This window comes from Providencia sp. PROV174 (assembly GCF_028480685.1).
Lineage (GTDB): Bacteria > Pseudomonadota > Gammaproteobacteria > Enterobacterales > Enterobacteriaceae > Providencia > Providencia rettgeri.
This window is the reverse complement of sequence record NZ_JAMPOT010000007.1, coordinates 97,813-117,581: the sequence shown is the minus strand read 5'-3', so window position 1 is coordinate 117,581 and position 19,769 is coordinate 97,813. Positions and strand designations below refer to the sequence as shown.

Here is a 19,769-nt window from a genome sequence, read left to right as displayed (position 1 = left end):
CTTGATCTCAGAACAATTTTTGATGAACTAATTGAAATAAAAGAAAATAACCATTTTTATTTTATGGTTTTTCGTTATTTTCAAACAAAGATTTAAGCCCAGCTGCTTTATTTTCAATTTCTATCCACTCTTGCTCTGGGTCTGAGCCACTGACAATGCCAGCACCTGAATATAATGAGACATGTGCACCTTCTATCTGTGCACAACGAAGAGATACCGCAAATTCACTTTTATTCAAGCTAATAAATCCGCCAGTTCCTGCATACCAGCCACGAGAAAAGGGTTCATTACTTGCTAAAAATTGCCGTGCAACTTTGCGAGGTAAACCACATACGGCAGCGGTAGGTTGAAGGCGTTGTAGGCAATCGCTATCAGAAGGATTGATTAATGTCGCAACAATAGAGCGATAAAGGTGTTGAATTTTTCTCAAGCGGATGACTTTTGCTGACGATACATCAACCCCCGTCACTGCACCTTGTAATTGTTGGCAAATATCATCTACAACCACTAAATTTTCATGTTGGTTCTTTTTATCTTCCATCAACCACTTAGCATACTCCGCAGCGACGGTGTCATCAGGGTCATTAGCGACAGTTCCCGCTAACGCCTCAGAATTCAGCTGTTCATTTTGCCGTAAATATAAACGTTCCGGAGTCGAAGAGATGAACCCTGACTGTGCGTTGAAGGCCATCATAAAATGGTAACAATGATGATTCACCTGCTGGCTTTGGGCTAAAAATTCAGCAACCGCAATAGGTTTAGACAGAGTAAGTTTTGTTTCCCTTGCCATCACCACTTTTTCCATCTTCCCTGACTTCATGTCGTCAATAGCGCAATTTAATAAACGACACCATTCATCATGCGTAGGAATATGTTCTTGTGCCGTAATATTGGCATTCAATGTCAATGTCACGTGAGAAGCCGGCTTCAATTGCTGTAAAAGATGAATAGCATTTAAACGGTCTTCTTCCCCCTCAATATTGACACTAACACTAATTGTCGAACGTAATCGATGAATTTCGATACGGGGCAAAAAACAAAAAGTTGCTTGGCGTTTTACCTCTTCAGGAATGCCCGCTCCAACCGCATTCCAGCCATTAAGCCCCCATAGGCGCATCTCTGGCATATCAGGATACTGAGATAAAAAAGCTTGTGCCGTATCTATCGAATCAAAGGATTTCACCATACCAAGGGCACTGCATTCCTCGGCCCCCGTGCGTTGATACCAGTAAAATTGAGGATAACTTTGCTGTGCCGACAGCCATGAAAGGCCAGGAAAAGAGGTTTGTGCATCTAATTGCCAAACTAAACGAGTAAACTCTTGATTTTTTAGGGTCAATGTAGACAAATGGTCCAAAATTTCAGTTATCAATAGATCAATTTTTTTATAGTTCACTTTAGATTCCCACTGCTACATCACACAAATTCACTACGGTTATTATATAGCGCAATACAATTTTTTAATACATTGATAGCTAACAGTAAATGCTATATCGCCCATTCAGCGCTAAAAGTAGATTACCTGCAATTAAGAGATTGCTTTTAGTACTTCACTATAATTATTTTTTATGGCCCAAATGACGATAGCCAAGAGCAACTGTGTCAAAATAAACCGGTTATCACTCACTAATAGCGACCTTCAGGCTGTTGATAGTATAGCTTATTATGTATATTACACAGCATTCTATTCATTTAATTAATGGAAAATGTGATTTTATCCCCTTTATTCTTTGCTTCTTTCTCGAAATAGCTTCATTTTCACCCAATGAAAATTTCATTTTGAAACATAGCGGTATGTCAGCTTTAAACCCATGTTCCATTACAAGCCTATTTAGTTCAAAACAACAATTTATCGTATATTTTAATTAACATCATATTCTCATTAGTTATTTTATTTAGTATTACTATAGATAATTTTCAAATAAAAATAATAGAGAATAATATTTAAAACACATATTAAACTGTTCAAAATGCTATTTTTTAGCTCTGTTTTTCATTTTTTAGTATAAAGATTTTAGTCAATTTCTAGTAGGTTAACAAATATGAATTTTATATTTTTATTTGCAATAAATAGGTAATTCAACCATACAACAGCACTAAAAAAATAAGCATTCAGTCTTTAACTTAATCAACGTGGAATTTAAAATGAATACAAAAGATAATTATGACAGAATTATTGAAAAAGAACATATAGGCCATACAACCTTAGCTTTATTAACTAATCAAGATGCGCTTTCAACCCGTGAAGTCGGTATTTTCACATTAGATGATTTAATTAGCATACATCGCCACGTTTACTTTTCTCTTTCTTTGCCTTGGAAAAAAAATGATATTCTAAAATGGTTTGGTATTACTTCATCAACAACCTTACCAATCGACACTGACGAACTAATTGATACTATTATCAATATTCGAGAACATGCCAATAGCTGGGATAACGTTGAACAACATGTTAAAGAACAATCTGTCAATCTATCTCTAGTTAGCCGAAACATTATACAAACTGGTGGACAAATTATTGAATATATAAACCACATGCCTATTTTGAAAAAAGTGTCTGAAAGCTTGAATGATATTAATGAAAATGAACTAGATGAAATATATTATCAAAATGATGACCAGCAAATAGCTACTGAACTAACTAATATCTTACAATTAATTAGGGATGATATTAAAGACCAATCCATTAAGACAAATAATATTAAAAATATCATTTCTGATTTCCGGGTGCATATTACAGGAGGTTATTTATCTAATTATCAACATGTTGAATCATTGCTATTCAATATTAAAGGGTTATATAAACAACTTGAGCCCACTAATAATGAAACAACCGATTCCTATTTACAAGAATCACTTAAAATGAAAAAACAAGAACTCCAGCAATTAGAACTTGAGTATTCACACTTTGTGAAGCTCAGCTTTACGGGTTTAGTTGGTGGTGTCATCGGCCTCATTATCACTGGAGGGATTTTTGGTTCAAAGGCTGAAAAAATTCGGGCAAGAAAGAATGAAACATTAACAGAAATAAAATCAATTAGTGACCAAATCAACAAAGATAAATTTGTCAAAAAAGTTATCTTTGATATTCAAATCAATCTTCACAAAATTGATAGTTTCTTTAAAGATGCCCGGTTAGCCGTTGACCATTTAGATTATATGTGGCTAGTCCTCTTAACCGAAATAACTCAATCAATCGAGGTTTTCAAAAAAATCAATAACGCTGACAAACTTATTCAATTCATCACCCATTTTAAGCATGTTATTACATCTTGGTATACCATTCAAGAATACTCGACACATTTAATAAAGTTATTTGATGAAATTCAACCAAATAACACTCCCCCTCAATAAAAGGTACTAATATGCAAGATAAGCTTGATTTACCCATACTGCCCCCTATTGATATTTATCAATTTAGGCATATGTCAAATGAAATTTCCGCATTTAATAAAAATATAATACATTATGATTTTATTATACATGGGAAAATACAAAAAATAGCCAGTAAATCCTTTAATATTAATGAAATAATCAGAAACTCGATACCGAAACTCAAAATAAAATTAAATTATATTTTAAAAAGTGAGTTAAATAATGAAAATACAAATATACCTGACGGGATTTTAGTTATAAGCTTTATTGAGGATTTAACGGATTTCAAACTTGAACTGGAAAGAATCATCACTAAATTCAGTTATACCACCGATTCTTTATCACTCATTCATTTGGAAGAAAGCAATCAACATAAACTACATCAATATTCTGAGCAAAAAGAACTTCTCGTCACATCCAAAAATAGTAAAATACTAAAAATAGATGAAATTAATCAGCAACACTCCGTTATTACCGCCGCAGAAGATATCATATTAAAATCTAAAATCACTGATTTCTTAAAAAAACATTTGTTAAATGACGAATTAATTGACTCAATTGATATGCCAACAAATAAAAAACAAATATTAAAATCAGCCGTTGCCTTTATTAAAAATTTATTATCAGTCATAGATGATGGTTTAGAATTTGCACAGCTTGTCGAGGTTAGATTAGATTTAGGAAATCAAATTTTGGAATTAAAAGAAGAAGTTAATCATATAGATAAAACAATATTTAAGCTTTCTCAACTCATGTTATTAGCCGATCAAATAACCACGATAGACTCACATAAACAATCAATTATCACTCAGATAGGCTTAATTAAGGATTACTGGTGGGGATGGTGCCATTTTATTAATGAAAAATCGTCTGAAAAAATATTGAATATTCAAAAAATTAATATGGCCAGCCAGGTGCTCATGTCTTTCTTAGACGATATGGAGTTTCAATATCAGCGCCAGTTACCCGATTAAAAAAAACCGGCTACTCAAAAGTAACCGGTTTATTAGCAATAGGAAATTTTGACCTATTAGTTAATCACAGCAAGCGCTGTTGATGTCATATCAATAAGTGGTTGTGGCCATACACCAAAGACGATAACCGCAATGGCGCAAATAACAGCAACAACCGTTCCTAACGTTGCTTTTTCAGGGCCTGTATAACGTTCTGCATGTTCTGCATCACGGCTATATAGGCTAGCCATAAAGCTTAGGTAGTAATATAAACCAATAGCACTACCCACTACTACAGCTCCTGTTAGCCACCATAATTCTGCATTCACTGCAGATGCAATCACATAGAATTTACCAATAAATCCTAATGTAATTGGAATACCAGCTAATGAAAGCATCATTACCGTCATTACCGTTGCGAGAATTGGCTTATGCCAAAATAGCCCGCGGAATGCACTAAAGTCATCCTGATCATCACCACGGTAAGGGCTTGAAACAATACTCACAACACCAAATGCCCCTAAACTCGCAAACAAGTAACCCACTAAGTAGATTGCGATAGTGACTTGTGAAGCAACAGGGTCGATGCGTAACGCAACAAGAGCGACCAGTAAATAACCCATATGCGAGATAGATGAGTAACCCAGTAAGCGTTTTGCACTTTTTTGTGTGATAGCCAGTAAGTTACCAAACAGGATAGATGCAATAGCAATCACAGAAATCACAATCGCTAGTGTATTGCTATTGGCGATTGGTGCTTCCAGAAAAATACGCACTAATACTGCGAAGATAGCGATTTTACTGCCGGTTGCTAAGAAGGCTGACACTGGTGCTGGCGCACCTTGGTAAACGTCTGGTGTCCACAGTTGGAATGGAAACAGTGACAGTTTAAAGCCAAAGCCTACAATCAGCATACCGAAACCAATCATCACCAATGGTGCGTGAATTTGACTATCGGAAAGACTTTGACCAACCGCAGCAAAACTTAAACTACCCGATTCTGCATACAGTAACGCAATCCCGAATAACAGGAATGAAGACGCGGCTGCAGATAACAGCATGTACTTGATCCCGGCTTCTAATGTGCGGCTGCGCTCAAAGGTATAGGCTACTAGACCAAACAGAGGCAATGAAATCAGCTCAATACCGATAAACATTGATGCCATATGGTTTGACATAGATAACAGCACACCACCCGCTACTGCGATAGCAACAAGTAAATGGAACTCATCTCTATTATCACCAAAACCTTCTAGCCAGTGGTAAGCAAAGATAGACGTTCCAATACCGGCAATCAGGACTAATGCGCTATAAAACAGTGCAAAGCCATCAACACGGATAAGCGAAGTCACATCCATTAGGTAGCCGTCGGCTACCCAAATGAGTGAAAGCAACGCAATAACAAAGCCTGATACTGTCAGCGCGGCACTAGTCAGGTGATCGCGTCGCCACGCAATGGACAGCATCACAACCACCGCCGTCAACCCGACGATCATCAGTGGTAGTATTGCGATCAGTTCTTGAGGAGTTATTGTCATGGCGAATTACAGCCCTAATGTTGTAAGTGAAGCAGAATACAGGTTATGTAATGTTTCCATTGAACCAATTGAGGTATCTAAAATTGGTTGTGGGTAGAAACCGATAATAACCAGTAAAGCAGCCAGAGCCAGCAGCACACCAAATTCTCGTGCAGTTAACCCTTTCATTTCTTTTTCGGATTTTGGTGTACCGTAGTAAGTTTGCTGCATCATCCACAGTGAGTAGATAGAAGCAAACACTACACCAAAGACCATAATGCAGGTCACTAACGCGAATTGGCTGAAGCTACCGAACAGGATCATGAATTCACCAATGAAGTTACCTGTACCTGGCATTCCTAACGTTGCCGCAGCAAAGAACAGGGACATTCCTGGTAACCATTTAATGCGTTTCCACAATCCACCCATCATGCGCATATCACGAGTTTGCGTACGTTCATACAGTTGACCACTGATGATAATCAGTGCCGCACCGGACAAACCGTTGGTGATCATTTGAATCACCGCACCTTGGTAAGCCAAGGTTGAACCCGCGTAAATAGCGACTGTCACAAACCCCATATGGGATAAGCTACTGTACGCTGCCAGACGTTTGATATCCGTTTGTTTGAACGCTAACCATGCCCCGTAGAAGATACTGATCACACCCAGTGTCATCGCCACTGGCGTGAACTGGATAGACGCTTCTGGGAACAAAGGTAAGGTAAAGCGTAACAGACCATATGCTGCGGTTTTTAGCATGATACCGGAGATATCCACAGAACCCGCTGTTGGCGATTGTTCTTGGGTATCTGCCATCCAACCATGGAAAGGAACCAGTGGCATTTTAACAGCAAAGGCGATAAAGAAGCCTAACATCAACATAAATGCGACATTGCTAGAGAGTTCTGCACCTAGCAGTTGGTTATAGTCGAATGTTAGTACACCTGAAGTATTGTAGTTCGCCAATGCGAGCCCAATGATGGACACCAGCATGATCAAACCACTTGCTTGCGTATAGATGAAGAACTTAGTCGCAGCTTTGATATGTTGTCTATTTTCTGACCCTTTGTGTCCCCAATTGGCAATCAGGAAGTACATAGGGATCAGCATCATCTCCCAAAAGAAGAAGAATAAGAACAAGTCAACCGCGGTAAAAATCCCCATCACACCTGTGATAATCCACAACAGGTTAAAGTGATACGCACCTTGGTTTTTCTGGTTTTCACTCCAAGAGCTCAGAATCGAGAAGCCCCCCATGATAGCCGTTAACACGACCATCAGCAGTGATAAACCGTCAATTGCTAAATGAAAATCAATTCCCAGTGACGGGATCCACGGCATAAAGAAAACAGATTGCCATTGTGGAATACCTTGTGGATTGACGAGGGAGTAGCTCCCTTGTAACCACAATTGCACGGAAAGTATCAATGTTATTCCCATCGTTGCCAGTGCAATCCAACGCGGTGCGCGATGACTGAACCGGTCAGCCTGCCAGCTTAGCAGGCCTCCGATGAAGGGAATGAGTATTAGCCAGGGTAATAGCATGGCGCAATGTGTCCCTTAATTAAACCAAAAGCAGCAGAGCAAGAATCAGCACTGCACCCAGCCCCAACGAGGCAACATACCAACGGATTTGGCCGTTTTCACTCACTGCAAGCCCTTTATTTGCCCAACGTGAAAGATGTGCAGGGATATTCATCAGAGAGTTAACCGGATCGCTTTCCAGTAGCCATGCTATGCCTTTAAATGGCTTAACAAAGACTACATCATACAGCCAATCGAATCCCCACGCTTGGTACCACCATGCGCTGAAGAAACGACCCACTGCAGTTTTCGCGATAGCATCGACTATTGAACGTCTGAAGAGGTAGAGGAATACCGCAATTAATAGACCTGCGATAGCAAACCCGCCAGAAATCGCTTCGAGTAAGACTTTACCGTCTTCACTTCCTGCGGCTTCGGCTGGGAAAACCCCTTCAAGTGGTTGGTGGATTAATGCACCAACAAACGTTGCAAGAATAGCCAAAATGCCCAGTGGTAATGTGTGAGTGATGCCTTTAACCTTGTGCGCTTTGATTTTCGCTTCACCGTGGAACACGATGAAAATCATACGGAAGGTATAAATTGCGGTCATTAATGCACCGAGGATACCTGCCCACAACAACACAGTTTGTCCATCAAGCTGCGCACCCCACAAAATCGCATCTTTACTGTAGAAACCTGCGGTAAACAGTGGCAATGCTGCCAGTGCGCTTCCGCCGATTAACATCACAGCGTAGATGAATGGAATTTGCTTACGCAGCCCACCCATCTTGAAGATATTTTGTTCGTGATGGCATGCCAAAATGACTGAACCCGCTGACAGGAACAACAACGCTTTAAAGAAAGCATGCGTCATCAGGTGGAAAATCGCTGCATCCCATGCTTGTACACCTAGTGCCAAGAACATATAACCAATTTGGCTCATTGTGGAGTAAGCAAGTACACGCTTGATATCGGTTTGCACCAATGCTGCAAACCCAGCCAGTACTAATGTCACTGCACCCACAACACCGACTAAGTGTAATACTTCAGGCGCTAACAGGAACAGAACATGGGTACGAGCAATTAAATACACACCCGCAGTTACCATGGTTGCAGCGTGGATCAGTGCAGAAACTGGCGTTGGACCCGCCATCGCATCTGCCAACCACGTTTGCAATGGTAACTGTGCTGATTTACCGACTGCACCACCTAATAACATCAAGGTTGCCCAGTTGATCGCACTTGAACCTTCCGCAAATTTTTGAGGTGCTAACACCGCCATTTCGCTGAAATTCAATGTGCCAAGTTCATTCCACAGAATAAACATACCAATTGCGAGGAACACATCACCGATACGCGTTACAAAGAACGCTTTCATTGCGGCTTTACCGTTTTCTGGATTGGTATAATAGAAACCAATCAACAGGTAACTGCACAGCCCTACCCCTTCCCAACCGAGATACATCAGCATCATGTTGTCAGCGAGGACTAAAACCACCATGCTTGCAATAAACAAGTTAGTGTAAGCGAAGAAACGTGAGTAACCTTCCTCGCCACGCATATACCAAGAGGCATAGACATGGATAAGGAAGCCCACACCCGTTACCACACCTAACATGGTCAGTGACAGGCCATCTAACATTAGAGTGAATGGGATATTAAAGGTACCGACAGACATCCAAGTCCAAAGTGGCTGGATGAATACGCTACCTGCGTCTTGAGCTAAAAATTCATTGCCAGCATAGAATGCGACGACGGCCGCTAAGCCAACCGACCCCGCACCAATAATGGCTGAAACGTTTTCTGACCAGCGTCCACGAGAGAAGGCTAACAGCACCGACCCCAGTAAAGGCAACAGAATAGTTAAATAGAGTAGGTTCATCCGCGCATCTCACTGACTTTATCAATATTCAGGTTCTGACGATGACGATGGAGTTGCAGTAACAACGCCAATCCAATACTCGCCTCCGCTGCAGCCAATGCGATTGCCAAAATATACATAATTTGGCCGTCAGGCTGCCCCCAAAAACTCCCTGCAACCACAAATGCCAGTGCAGTTGAGTTAATCATGATTTCCAGTCCGATCAGCATGAAAAGCAGATTACGACGAATAACAAGGCAACTGAGCCCCATCACAAATAAAATCGCCGCTAAAATCAGACCGTGTTCTAGAGGTATCATTTTTGTTCCTCCGCCTTCTCGATGCTGACAAGGTCAGCGCCGTTTTCTTTACGGTCACGTCCAACGTGGAATGCTACCACTAAACCTGCAAGTAATAACAAAGATGCCAATTCGACAGCCAGAACATACGGCCCAAATAGGCTAATTCCCACTTCTTTCGCTCCAATGATGGTTCCCTCAATGCCTTCTTGATAAGACAACGAGGTAATGCCGTAAACTAAGATAGCCAGTAAAACCGCGGATAACACCGCAGGGCCAATCCAGTTTTTCGGCGTCAACCAAGCGCGCTCTTGTTCTTGAACAGAACGCCCTAAGTTGAGCATCATCACCACGAACACGAACAGGACCATAATGGCACCTGCATATACGATGATTTCCAACGCCCCAGCAAAATACGCGCCGAGGGAGAAAAACACCATTGACAGAGCCAGCAGAGAAACAACCAGATACAACAGTGCATGCACCGGATTTGTATTCGTTATCACCCTTAAAGTTGCTAAAATGGCAACTAGACCGGCGATATAAAATGTAAATTCCATGAATATCGCTCCTTATGGCAACAGGTCTTTGACGTTAATCGGTTTCGCTTCGTTATCCGCTTCACCTTTGTCTTTACCTGCAATCGCCATACCCGATTTACGGTAAAAGTTATAATCAGGATATTTACCCGGACCTGAAATCAACAGGTCATTTTTCTCGTAAACCAGATCCTGACGTCTCCAATCGGCCATTTCAAAATCAGGTGTTAATTGGATTGCCGTGGTTGGGCAAGCCTCTTCACACAGACCACAGAAAATACAGCGCGAAAAGTTAACGCGGAAAAATTCAGGGTACCAGCGGCCGTCTTCATGTTCAGCTTTTTGCAGTGAGATACATCCCACAGGGCAAGCAACCGCACATAAGTTACACGCAACACAACGCTCTTCACCGTCAGGATCGCGTGTTAACACGATACGCCCACGGTAACGGGGTGGCAGATAAACCGGCTCTTCTGGATACATTTGCGTTTCGCGTTTATCGAACGCATGTAGGCCGACCATCCAAATACTACGTACTTGGGTGGCGAAACCGACCAATAACTCTTTCAATGTCATGGTTCAATCACCCCTTACTGAGCGTTGTATAAAATCACTGCTGCAGTACCCAGCAGATTAAGCAGTGTCAACGGCAGACAAATTTTCCAACCGAAAGACATCACTTGGTCATAACGTGGACGCGGTAAAGAGGCACGGATCAAGATAAACATCATCATGAAGAAGCCAGTTTTGATAGCAAACCACAAGAATGACGGCAGGAATGGACCATGCCAGCCACCAAAGAACAGCGTCACAATCAGTGCTGAAACCGTTACGATACCGATATACTCACCGACGAAGAACAGACCGAACTTCATGCCTGAGTATTCAACGTGGTAACCATCCGCAATCTCTTGTTCTGCTTCAGGTTGGTCAAACGGGTGACGGTGACAGACCGCAACGCCCGCTATCGCAAAAGTCACAAAACCAAAGAACTGCGGAATAATGTTCCACATGCCTTCTTGGGAGTTCACAATATCAATCAGGTTGAATGAACCTGCTTGTGCAACCACCCCCATTAAAGAAAGGCCTAAGAACACTTCGTAACTCACGGTTTGTGCTGATGCACGCATCGCACCTAATAATGAGTATTTGTTGTTACTTGACCAACCTGCGAATAACACCGCATAGACAGCCAGACCCGCCATCATCAGGAAGAATAAAATCCCGATATTGAGGTCTGCAACGTGCCATGTTGGGCTAACAGGGACGATGGCAAATGCTAAGAACAGTGAACAAAACGCAATCACTGGCGCAAGCGTAAAAATTTTCTTGTCAGCGAACTGCGGGATCCAGTCTTCTTTAAACAGCATTTTGAACATATCCGCGATTAACTGGCCCATCCCAAACGGACCCACGCGGTTAGGGCCATAACGGTTCTGGAACAGACCGAGAATACGGCGCTCTCCCAGACTCATGTATGCCCCACAAGTCACAACAACCAATAAAATGACGACAGATTTGAGGATGGAAATTAACACTTCCATCACTTCAGGAGAAATCCAATCCATCATGCTCCCCTCCGCAGATTATTGACTGACACGCCAGCCATTGAAGGTGCGATACCTGGCATTCCTAACGGTAAGCCAATTTGACCTGTAGACAGGTGATTACTGAGGCGGACAGTCAAGTTAAACGCTTGACCTGCATGGTTAAACTCCGCTTTAGTTCCTGCTGACAGACCGAGTGACGCAGCATCTTGTGTGTTCAGCATGATATAAGGCTCAGGCATACGCTCTTGAATTACTTCTGAACGCTGTGACATTTCATCACTGCCGAACAGGTGGTAATAAGGTGCGACAACCCACTGAGCTTCATTGGCTTGATAAGCCGCTGGAATCTCAGTGAAGTAAGCCAATTTGCTCTGTGTTGAATTGAACAAACGGATACCCGGGTCACCAAATAACAGGTGGCCACCCACTTCCGCTTGGAATTTGTTCCAGGCTTGCGGTGAGTTCCAACCCGGCGCCCATGCAAATGGAATTTGCTGACGTGGCGCGGTTGGGCTGTTGTTCCCTTCCATTGAGAAAGCAAATGGAGAGTCAATATCTTGCGGTTGACGAGGTTCATGAACAGATTGATTTGCTAGCATCGCTGTACGACCACTGTAACGATGTGGTTCACGTGCCAGTTTTTGACCACGAATACGGAAAGACGCTTTTGGTGCGGCATCAACCATACCTGAGAATTGTGGCATTGCGGCAACACAATCTGCGATAACGTGATCAAGTTGCGACCAATCCGCATCACGCTCTTGCGCTTCAGTTTGCAGTGAATGCATCCAGCGCCAGCTTTCGTTCATCACGATAGCTTTGTCGTAATAGGTTGGGTCAAAGACTTGGAAGAAACGCTGTGCACGACCTTCTTGGTTAATCAACGTACCGTCTGCTTCAGCAAAGCTTGCGGCTGGCAGAACCAATGTTGCTTTATCCATGATGTCTGTTTGCTGATGATCCGCAACAATCAAGTGGCTCAGTTTTGCTAATGCACTATTGACGGCATCCACGCTGCTGTGGCGGTACAAGTCGTTTTCGATAACGATAGCCACATCCGCTTCGTTCGCTTCAATGCGAGCTAATGCACTGTCTAGTGGCTGTGCGTTCATCATTGCCAGACCGAAACTATTCGCATGAGACGCTAAGTAAGATAACCCTACATTCGCACCTTTAGCTTTCAGTGCAAATGCCACGTTAGCGGCCGCTTGGATCATTGCCTCGCTGGCACTATGGCTACCACTGATGATTAATGGTTTTTTCGCGCCAGCTAATGCCTGAGCAATGGTTTCAACTTTGGCTTTTAAGTCTGCGGGTAAATCATTCACCGCAGGGGCTTCGCCATTAATCATATTGGCGATAGCAAAACCGAAACGTGCCTGGTCAGCCACTGGAGCACGGTAATTAAAGGCAGCCACATCATCTAAACGCGTGTCATCAACATTGGTAATAAACAGCGGATATTTCGCATGTTGACCAATATTCATGATTGCGGCGATTTGCCAGTCAGCCACTTTTTGCGCTGCGGCCATTTCACGTGCTTTACCTTTCACCGCTTGGCGTACAGATAACGCCATACGTGCACCTGTCTGAGTTAAATCTTCACCCAGTACCAGTACCGCATCATAGCCTTCCACTTCACGCAATGTTGGCGTATAGATACCGCCGTTTTGCAGGATGTTTTGCATCAGCGCTAAGCGGCTTTGCTCGCCCGCAGAAATACCTGAATAGAAGTTTTCTGCTCCGACTAATGCGCGCAATGCATAGTTGCTTTCAACGCTCGCGCGTGGAGAGCCGATACCAATCACTTTTTTCGCTTGATTGATAATTTGCGCACCACTTTGCATTGCTTCAATTGCAGAGATGGTTTGTTTCACACCATCTTTACTCAAGACAGCCTGACGAGGACGGTCTTTACGGTTGACATAACCGTAACCAAAACGACCGCGATCACACAGGAAATAGTGGTTTACCGAACCGTTATAGCGGTTCTCGATACGGCGAATTTCACCATAACGCTCACCTGGGCTGGTGTTACAACCGATACTGCATTGTTGGCAGATACCTGGGGCAAATTGCATATCCCATTTACGGTTATAGCGCTCAGAGTGGGTTTTGTCGGTAAATACCCCTGTCGGGCAGACTTCGACTAAGTTACCGGAAAATTCACTTTCCAGTGTACCGTCTTCTGTACGACCGAAGTACACATAGTTATGTGCGCCATACACACCCAAGTCTGTGCCATCTGCGTAATCTTTGTAGTAACGCACACAACGATAACACGCGATACAACGGTTCATTTCATGACTAATAAATGGACCGAGATCTTGGTTAATGTGAGTACGTTTCGTAAAACGATATTTACGCATGTTATGACCGGTCATCACCGTCATATCTTGTAGGTGGCAGTTACCGCCTTCCTCACAGACTGGGCAGTCATGAGGGTGGTTGGTCATCAGCCATTCCACGACACTTTCACGGAATTGTTTGGCTTCTTCATCATCAATAGAGATGTAAGTCCCTTCCGTTGCGGGTGTCATACAAGACATGACTAGGCGACCGCGTGTGTCATCTGCGTTCTGATACTGCTTAACCGCACACTGGCGGCAAGCGCCAACGCTTCCCAGCGCCGGATGCCAGCAAAAATAAGGAATATCTAGCCCGAGAGAAAGACAGGCTTGTAACAGGTTTTCAGACCCGTTTACGTCATATTCTTTGCCGTCTACATATATAGTAGCCATAGTCAGCATGCTTCCCAAAGGCCCGCATAAAGCAGGCGTTAATCAAAAATACGTTCTTCGTGAAAAATCTATTTAGCGGTTGCTCAATCGCTAAACATTTACCAGCGCTGCTTCAGCAGGTTTGGTTGGATACCCGCAATCTGCACAATGTTACGCAGATCTTTTTGCGAAATACCCGCTTCGAATTCATCACGGAAATATTTGATGGCACTTTGTAGCGGTTCGACCGCACCCGGTGCGTGAGCGCAAAACGTTTTACCCGGCCCTAAGAAACGGCACAGCTGCTCTAGGGTTTCAATATCCCCCGGCTGCCCTTCGCCTTTTTCCAGCGCTTGTAAAATTTTCACACTCCATGGCAGACCATCACGGCACGGCGTACACCAACCACAGGATTCACGGGCAAAGAAAGTTTCTAAGTTACGCACTAAAGAAACCATGTTGATTTCATGATCAACCGCCATCGCCAATGCAGTACCAAGACGGCTTCCTGCTTTAGCGATATTTTCGAAATCCATCGGCAAGTCAAGGTGATCGTTGGTCAGGAAGTCAGTCCCTGCTCCGCCTGGCTGCCATGCTTTTAATTTTAGTCCATCACGCATACCACCTGCGTAATCTTCCAACACTTCACGTGCCGTAGTACCAAATGGCAATTCCCACAGACCTGGATTTTTCACACGGCCAGAGAAGCCCATTAATTTAGTACCCGCGTCTTTACTCTTACCTGCGCTTAAATCGATATACCATTGGTCTCCGTGCTCTAAAATTGCTGGCACGTTACAGATAGTTTCGACGTTATTTACGCAAGTTGGTTTGCCCCAAGCACCTGATGTTGCAGGGAATGGTGGTTTAGAACGTGGGTTAGCACGACGGCCTTCTAAGGAGTTAATCAGTGCGGTTTCTTCACCGCAGATATAACGCCCAGCACCGGTGTGAACAAATAGTTCGAAATCGAAACCTGAACCGAGGATGTTTTTTCCTAACAGACCGGCTGCTTTGGCTTCTTCGATAGCACGACGCAGATTTTGCGCGGCTTCAACATACTCACCTCGTAGGAAGATATAACCACGATAGGCTTTAAGTGCATAAGCGCCCGTGATCATCCCTTCAACTAGCAAATGAGGGAGTTGCTCCATCAATAAACGGTCTTTATAGGTGCCCGGTTCCATTTCATCCGCATTACATAAGAAGTAACGCAGTTTCATGTTTTCGTCTTTTGGCATCAGGCTCCATTTCAGACCTGTTGAGAAGCCCGCACCGCCTCGCCCTTTCAGGCCAGCGTCTTTCACGAGATTCACAACTTCATCGGGTGCCATACCTTTGAGCGCGCGCTCAAGCCCTTTGTATCCGTTTTTACTGCGATACTCATCTAACCAAACAGGCTGATTGTCATCACGCAAACGCCATGTTAGAGGATGAGTTTCGGCTGTACGGATCACTGGATTAACAGAATTTGTCATGGATACTGCTCCAGTAATTTTTGAATATTTTCAGGCTGCACGTAGCTGTGAGTGTCTTCATCGATCATCATCGTTGGACCCTTGTCACAGTTACCTAAGCAACAGGTTGGCAGCAACGTAAAGCGGCCATCGGCTGTTGTTTGACCCGGGCGAATATTAAGCTGCTTAATAATTTCAGCTTCTAAGCCCTGATAACCTGTAATATGGCAAACAACACTGTCGCAATAGCGAATAATGTGGCGACCCACTGGCTGACGGAAGATTTGGCTATAGAATGTGGCCACACCTTCAACATCACTGGCTGGGATGCCTAAGACGTCAGCAATCGCATGGATAGCGCCATCTTCAACCCAACCGCGGTTTTTTTGCACAATTTTCAGTGCTTCAATCGAGGCAGCACGTGCATCTTCGTAATGGTGTTTCTCACCTTCAATCTCTTCACGCTCTTTCTCTGTTAAGACAAAGCCATGGTTGACTTGCGGTTCAAACACATTCACGACATTGAGCTCATTGTGCTTCTCATTTTCGTTATGTTCATTATGCATGGTTAGCGATCCACATCCGACATTACAAAATCGATACTACCCAGATAGACGATTAAGTCTGAAACTAAACTACCTCTGATCACCGAAGGAATTTGCTGTAAGTGCTCATAACTCGGGGTACGAATACGTGTACGGTAGCTCATGGTGCTGCCATCACTGGTCAGGTAGTAGCTGTTAATACCCTTCGTGGCTTCAACCATCTGGAATGATTCATTCGCAGGCATCACTGGGCCCCAAGACACTTGTAAGAAGTGGTTGATCAGGGTTTCAATGTGCTGCAACGTACGCTCTTTTGGTGGTGGCGTCGTCAGTGGATGGTCGGCTTTGAATGGGCCTTCTGGCATATTCTTATAGCATTGCTCAAGAATACGGATACTCTGGCGCATCTCTTCCACTTTGATCATCACACGGTCATAACAGTCACCGTTGTGCGCGATAGGAATATCGAACTCAAAGTTTTCATAGCCTGAATATGGACGCCATTTACGCACGTCGAAATCGACGCCTGTTGCACGTAAACCAGCACCCGTTACACCCCATGCCAGTGCCTCTTCTTTATTGTACATTGCTGTACCAATCGAACGGCCTTTTAAGATGGAGTTTTTCAGCGCAGAAGTCACATAGGACTCTAAACGTTTTGGCAACCAGTCAAGTAATTCACGCAGCAGTTTTTCCCAACCGCGCGGTAAATCGTGTGCAACACCACCAATACGGAACCAAGCTGGGTGCATACGGAAGCCCGTGATCGCTTCAATCACGTTGTAGACTTTTTGACGGTCAGTAAACGCAAAGAATACCGGCGTCATTGCACCGACGTCTTGGATATAGGTACTGATATACAGCAAGTGGCTGTTAATACGGAATAACTCTGACAGCATGACACGAATGGTTTTCACGCGGTCAGGCACTTCGATGCCAGCCAGTTTTTCAACCGCTAACACGTAAGGCATTTCATTCACACAACCACCGAGATACTCGATACGGTCAGTGTATGGAATATAGCTGTGCCATGACTGGCGTTCACCCATTTTCTCAGCACCACGATGGTGGTAACCGATATCAGGCACACAGTCGATAATTTCTTCACCATCCAGTTGCAGTACGATACGGAACGCACCGTGTGAGGATGGGTGGTTTGGCCCTAAGTTCAGGAACATGAAATCTTCGTTTTCATTTCCACGCGCCATGCCCCACTCTTCTGGTTTGAAAGTCAGTGCTTCCATTTCCAGATCTTGTTTCTGTTTTGTCAGAACAAAAGGGTCGAACTCAGTTGCACGCGCAGGATAATCCTTACGCAGTGGATGACCTTCCCAGTTCGGTGACATCAGCAAGCGGCGCAGATTTGGGTGACCTTGGAAGGTGATCCCAAACATATCCCACACTTCACGCTCATGCCAGCTGGCATTCGGGAATAAAGAAACCACAGAAGGCACGTTGAGGTCTTTCTCATTAAGAGCGACTTTTAACATGATATCGCGGTTACGATCGATAGAGATGAGGTGGTAGAAAACACTAAAGTCTGCTTCTGGCAGACCTTGTCGGTGAATTCGTTGACGTTCATCTACCCCATGTAAGTCAAATAACATGACATACGGTTTTGGTAATTTCTTTAGGAAATCGACCACTTCCAGTAACTGCTCACGACGAACCCAAACCACTGGCATGCCAGTGCGAGTTGCTTGAACAGAAAAGGCATCCGGCCCAAATTGATTGCGCAGTTCCAGAAGCACAGGGTCATTTAAATGATCCTGTGTCTGCCATCCTGGCTGGGTACTACTCGCTTGCGCTATCTGATCTGTCATCATTCTTCACCATAACGCTTGATCAGGTTTATTATTTCGCAACAACATTGCTCTGTTACGCTGTATGGCTTTAAGCCTTAAATTTCGTCTGGTGTACGCAGGTTAGTCACTGCAATACGTTCACCGTGCTTTCTTTCTCTTTCTGATTGCATATTGGCACGATAAACCCCTTGGTCACCAACGACCCAAGATAGCGGTCGACGCTCTTTACCGATAGATTCTTGCAACAGAAGTAGTGCCTGCATATAGGCTTCTGGACGCGGTGGGCAACCTGGGATATACACATCCACAGGAATAAATTTATCGACGCCTTGTACAACAGAATAAATGTCATACATGCCACCAGAGTTAGCACATGAACCCATGGAAATCACCCATTTTGGTTCAAGCATTTGGTCATACAGACGTTGAATAACAGGCGCCATTTTAGTGAAACAGGTACCTGCTACTACCATGAAATCGGCTTGACGAGGTGAAGCACGCAGTACTTCTGCACCAAAGCGGGCGACGTCATGAACAGCCGTGAACGAAGTCACCATTTCTACATAGCAACATGAAAGACCAAAGTTATATGGCCAGAGAGAGTTTTTGCGCCCCCAGTTAACCACATCGTGTAATGCATGAGAAAGTTTCCCCATGTACACACTGTTTTCAACTTGCTGCTCCAGTGGATCAGTAACGATTTCCTGAGTTTGCAGTGGGTAACGGTCGTTCTCACCGTTCGGATCTATGCGGGTGAGCGTATAATCCATTGTATAATGCCTCGCTTTTTACTGCGGATGACGATTGCTGATGTTAATAACTTCACTAGGATGCTTAACTTTTCCGCGGGAACGGACTGGAGTCCAATCTAATGCCCCTACGCGGACCAGATAAAACAGTCCCGCCAACAATACCAAAATAAAGATCGCGGCTTCGATGAAACCAACCCAACCGGCTTCGCGGATGGCAACTGACCATGCAAATAAGAACATGGCTTCAACATCGAAGATAACGAAGAACATGGCGACTAAGTAGAACTTAGCTGACATACGAAGACGTGCACTACCGACCGAATCAAGACCTGACTCGTAAGGAACATGTTTTGTTCTGGCTTTGGCGCGGCTACCCAAGAAGTGACCTGCGACCAACATGAAAGCACAAAGACCGATAGTGCCGATAAGGAATATCGCAAACGCCCAGTTATGGGCTAACGCTAGGATTGATGTAGACATACTCGTTGCTTACTCATTACTTATGGTGTGTTAACTGCTCTTTTTTACATCACGGCAGTGTTGCACCACAATTGCCCAGTTAATCGAGAAGAAAGACCAAAATTGATCACAAACTAAAATATCACCAAACTTAAATCAGTCTGTTGACTGCGTTTGGTTTGTCCTCTCTCATTACAATTTACTTTACTTAAATTAAGTAAAATAACCCGTATTTGTTACAAAAGCTTCACACTCTGAAAACAATAGAACAACAAAAAGTAACCATAATCTGCTAAAACGTGTCAGTGTAATGATACTCAAGTAAACACGCAAACTAGTTTAACTGATTATTCGTTTTTACTACACCATTATCTCAGGAAAAACCTGTCTTAACAGATGAAAAATTGCGC

The 19,769-nt window shown here is 43.5% G+C and carries 16 protein-coding genes; 2 read left to right on the top strand and 14 right to left on the bottom strand.

All coding sequences use genetic code 11. From position 1 onward, the window contains the following. Window positions 1-61 precede the first annotated feature (61 nt). Window positions 62-1,396, bottom strand: coding sequence for an isochorismate synthase (locus PSE60_RS04170; protein ID WP_210837243.1), 1,335 nt, complete (start codon window positions 1,394-1,396; stop codon window positions 62-64). Between the two features lie 749 nt (window positions 1,397-2,145). Here PSE60_RS04170 and PSE60_RS04165 point away from each other — a divergent pair. Both PSE60_RS04165 and PSE60_RS04160 read left to right on the top strand, forming a co-directional pair. Continuing rightward, window positions 2,146-3,354: an alpha-xenorhabdolysin family binary toxin subunit A gene (locus tag PSE60_RS04165; RefSeq protein ID WP_272664637.1), complete on the top strand. Its 1,209-nt coding sequence runs from the start codon at window positions 2,146-2,148 to the stop codon at window positions 3,352-3,354. Window positions 3,355-3,365: 11 nt separating this feature from the next. Beyond that, complete coding sequence (locus tag PSE60_RS04160; protein ID WP_272664636.1) at window positions 3,366-4,349, top strand: alpha-xenorhabdolysin family binary toxin subunit B; 984 nt, start codon at window positions 3,366-3,368, stop codon at window positions 4,347-4,349. 56 nt (window positions 4,350-4,405) lie between these two features. Here the strand turns inward: PSE60_RS04160 and nuoN are convergent, their stop codons facing one another. The 13 genes from nuoN to PSE60_RS04095 form a co-directional block, all read right to left on the bottom strand. Beyond that, window positions 4,406-5,866, bottom strand: coding sequence for an NADH-quinone oxidoreductase subunit NuoN (gene nuoN / locus PSE60_RS04155; RefSeq protein ID WP_210839117.1), 1,461 nt, complete (start codon window positions 5,864-5,866; stop codon window positions 4,406-4,408). A 6-nt stretch (window positions 5,867-5,872) separates the two neighbouring features. Further along, on the bottom strand, window positions 5,873-7,393 hold the full coding sequence (gene nuoM, locus PSE60_RS04150; RefSeq protein ID WP_272664635.1) for an NADH-quinone oxidoreductase subunit M: 1,521 nt from the start codon (window positions 7,391-7,393) through the stop codon (window positions 5,873-5,875). Window positions 7,394-7,412: 19 nt separating this feature from the next. Beyond that, window positions 7,413-9,254 (bottom strand): NADH-quinone oxidoreductase subunit L, encoded by a 1,842-nt coding sequence (gene nuoL, locus PSE60_RS04145; RefSeq protein ID WP_004912230.1) that lies wholly within the window; start codon window positions 9,252-9,254, stop codon window positions 7,413-7,415. Beyond that, entirely contained in the window at window positions 9,251-9,553 is a 303-nt protein-coding gene (gene nuoK / locus PSE60_RS04140; protein WP_004912233.1) for an NADH-quinone oxidoreductase subunit NuoK, read from the bottom strand. The genes nuoL and nuoK overlap by 4 nt, the downstream gene beginning before the upstream one ends. Beyond that, entirely contained in the window at window positions 9,550-10,092 is a 543-nt protein-coding gene (gene nuoJ, locus PSE60_RS04135; RefSeq protein WP_004912236.1) for an NADH-quinone oxidoreductase subunit J, read from the bottom strand. Before nuoJ ends, nuoK begins: the two co-directional genes overlap by 4 nt. Before the next feature lie 12 nt (window positions 10,093-10,104). Beyond that, the gene (nuoI, locus tag PSE60_RS04130) at window positions 10,105-10,647 is read right to left on the bottom strand and encodes an NADH-quinone oxidoreductase subunit NuoI (protein WP_004259834.1); all 543 of its coding nucleotides are present in this window, start codon (window positions 10,645-10,647) and stop codon (window positions 10,105-10,107) included. Window positions 10,648-10,661: 14 nt separating this feature from the next. After that, complete coding sequence (nuoH, locus tag PSE60_RS04125) at window positions 10,662-11,639, bottom strand: NADH-quinone oxidoreductase subunit NuoH (RefSeq protein ID WP_004912244.1); 978 nt, start codon at window positions 11,637-11,639, stop codon at window positions 10,662-10,664. After that, the gene (nuoG, locus tag PSE60_RS04120; RefSeq protein WP_272664634.1) at window positions 11,639-14,371 is read right to left on the bottom strand and encodes an NADH-quinone oxidoreductase subunit NuoG; all 2,733 of its coding nucleotides are present in this window, start codon (window positions 14,369-14,371) and stop codon (window positions 11,639-11,641) included. The genes nuoH and nuoG overlap by 1 nt, the downstream gene beginning before the upstream one ends. A gap of 89 nt (window positions 14,372-14,460) precedes the next feature. Then, on the bottom strand, window positions 14,461-15,819 hold the full coding sequence (gene nuoF / locus PSE60_RS04115) for an NADH-quinone oxidoreductase subunit NuoF (RefSeq protein ID WP_004259820.1): 1,359 nt from the start codon (window positions 15,817-15,819) through the stop codon (window positions 14,461-14,463). Next, a complete protein-coding gene (nuoE, locus tag PSE60_RS04110; protein WP_004912250.1) occupies window positions 15,816-16,364 on the bottom strand; it encodes an NADH-quinone oxidoreductase subunit NuoE in 549 nt (182 codons plus the stop codon). The genes nuoF and nuoE overlap by 4 nt, the downstream gene beginning before the upstream one ends. A gap of 2 nt (window positions 16,365-16,366) precedes the next feature. Beyond that, complete coding sequence (gene nuoC, locus PSE60_RS04105) at window positions 16,367-18,169, bottom strand: NADH-quinone oxidoreductase subunit C/D (RefSeq protein WP_371031986.1); 1,803 nt, start codon at window positions 18,167-18,169, stop codon at window positions 16,367-16,369. Between the two features lie 74 nt (window positions 18,170-18,243). Beyond that, window positions 18,244-18,918, bottom strand: coding sequence for a NuoB/complex I 20 kDa subunit family protein (locus PSE60_RS04100; protein WP_004912254.1), 675 nt, complete (start codon window positions 18,916-18,918; stop codon window positions 18,244-18,246). Between the two features lie 18 nt (window positions 18,919-18,936). Then, on the bottom strand, window positions 18,937-19,380 hold the full coding sequence (locus tag PSE60_RS04095) for an NADH-quinone oxidoreductase subunit A (RefSeq protein WP_272664633.1): 444 nt from the start codon (window positions 19,378-19,380) through the stop codon (window positions 18,937-18,939). Window positions 19,381-19,769 lie beyond the last annotated feature (389 nt).

Bases quoted from the DNA above. Each gene is read 5' to 3' on its own strand.
- PSE60_RS04165 (WP_272664637.1), top strand. From the start codon at position 2,146: ATGAATACAAAAGATAATTATGACAGAATTATTGAAAAAGAACATATA.
- PSE60_RS04100 (WP_004912254.1), bottom strand. From the start codon at position 18,918: ATGGATTATACGCTCACCCGCATAGATCCGAACGGTGAGAACGACCGT.
- nuoM (WP_272664635.1), bottom strand. From the start codon at position 7,393: ATGCTATTACCCTGGCTAATACTCATTCCCTTCATCGGAGGCCTGCTA.
- nuoJ (WP_004912236.1), bottom strand. From the start codon at position 10,092: ATGGAATTTACATTTTATATCGCCGGTCTAGTTGCCATTTTAGCAACT.
- nuoI (WP_004259834.1), bottom strand. From the start codon at position 10,647: ATGACATTGAAAGAGTTATTGGTCGGTTTCGCCACCCAAGTACGTAGT.
- nuoN (WP_210839117.1), bottom strand. From the start codon at position 5,866: ATGACAATAACTCCTCAAGAACTGATCGCAATACTACCACTGATGATC.
- nuoF (WP_004259820.1), bottom strand. From the start codon at position 15,819: ATGACAAATTCTGTTAATCCAGTGATCCGTACAGCCGAAACTCATCCT.
- PSE60_RS04095 (WP_272664633.1), bottom strand. From the start codon at position 19,380: ATGTCTACATCAATCCTAGCGTTAGCCCATAACTGGGCGTTTGCGATA.
- nuoC (WP_371031986.1), bottom strand. From the start codon at position 18,169: ATGATGACAGATCAGATAGCGCAAGCGAGTAGTACCCAGCCAGGATGG.
- nuoE (WP_004912250.1), bottom strand. From the start codon at position 16,364: ATGCATAATGAACATAACGAAAATGAGAAGCACAATGAGCTCAATGTC.
- PSE60_RS04160 (WP_272664636.1), top strand. From the start codon at position 3,366: ATGCAAGATAAGCTTGATTTACCCATACTGCCCCCTATTGATATTTAT.
- nuoH (WP_004912244.1), bottom strand. From the start codon at position 11,639: ATGGATTGGATTTCTCCTGAAGTGATGGAAGTGTTAATTTCCATCCTC.
- nuoK (WP_004912233.1), bottom strand. From the start codon at position 9,553: ATGATACCTCTAGAACACGGTCTGATTTTAGCGGCGATTTTATTTGTG.
- nuoL (WP_004912230.1), bottom strand. From the start codon at position 9,254: ATGAACCTACTCTATTTAACTATTCTGTTGCCTTTACTGGGGTCGGTG.
- nuoG (WP_272664634.1), bottom strand. From the start codon at position 14,371: ATGCTGACTATGGCTACTATATATGTAGACGGCAAAGAATATGACGTA.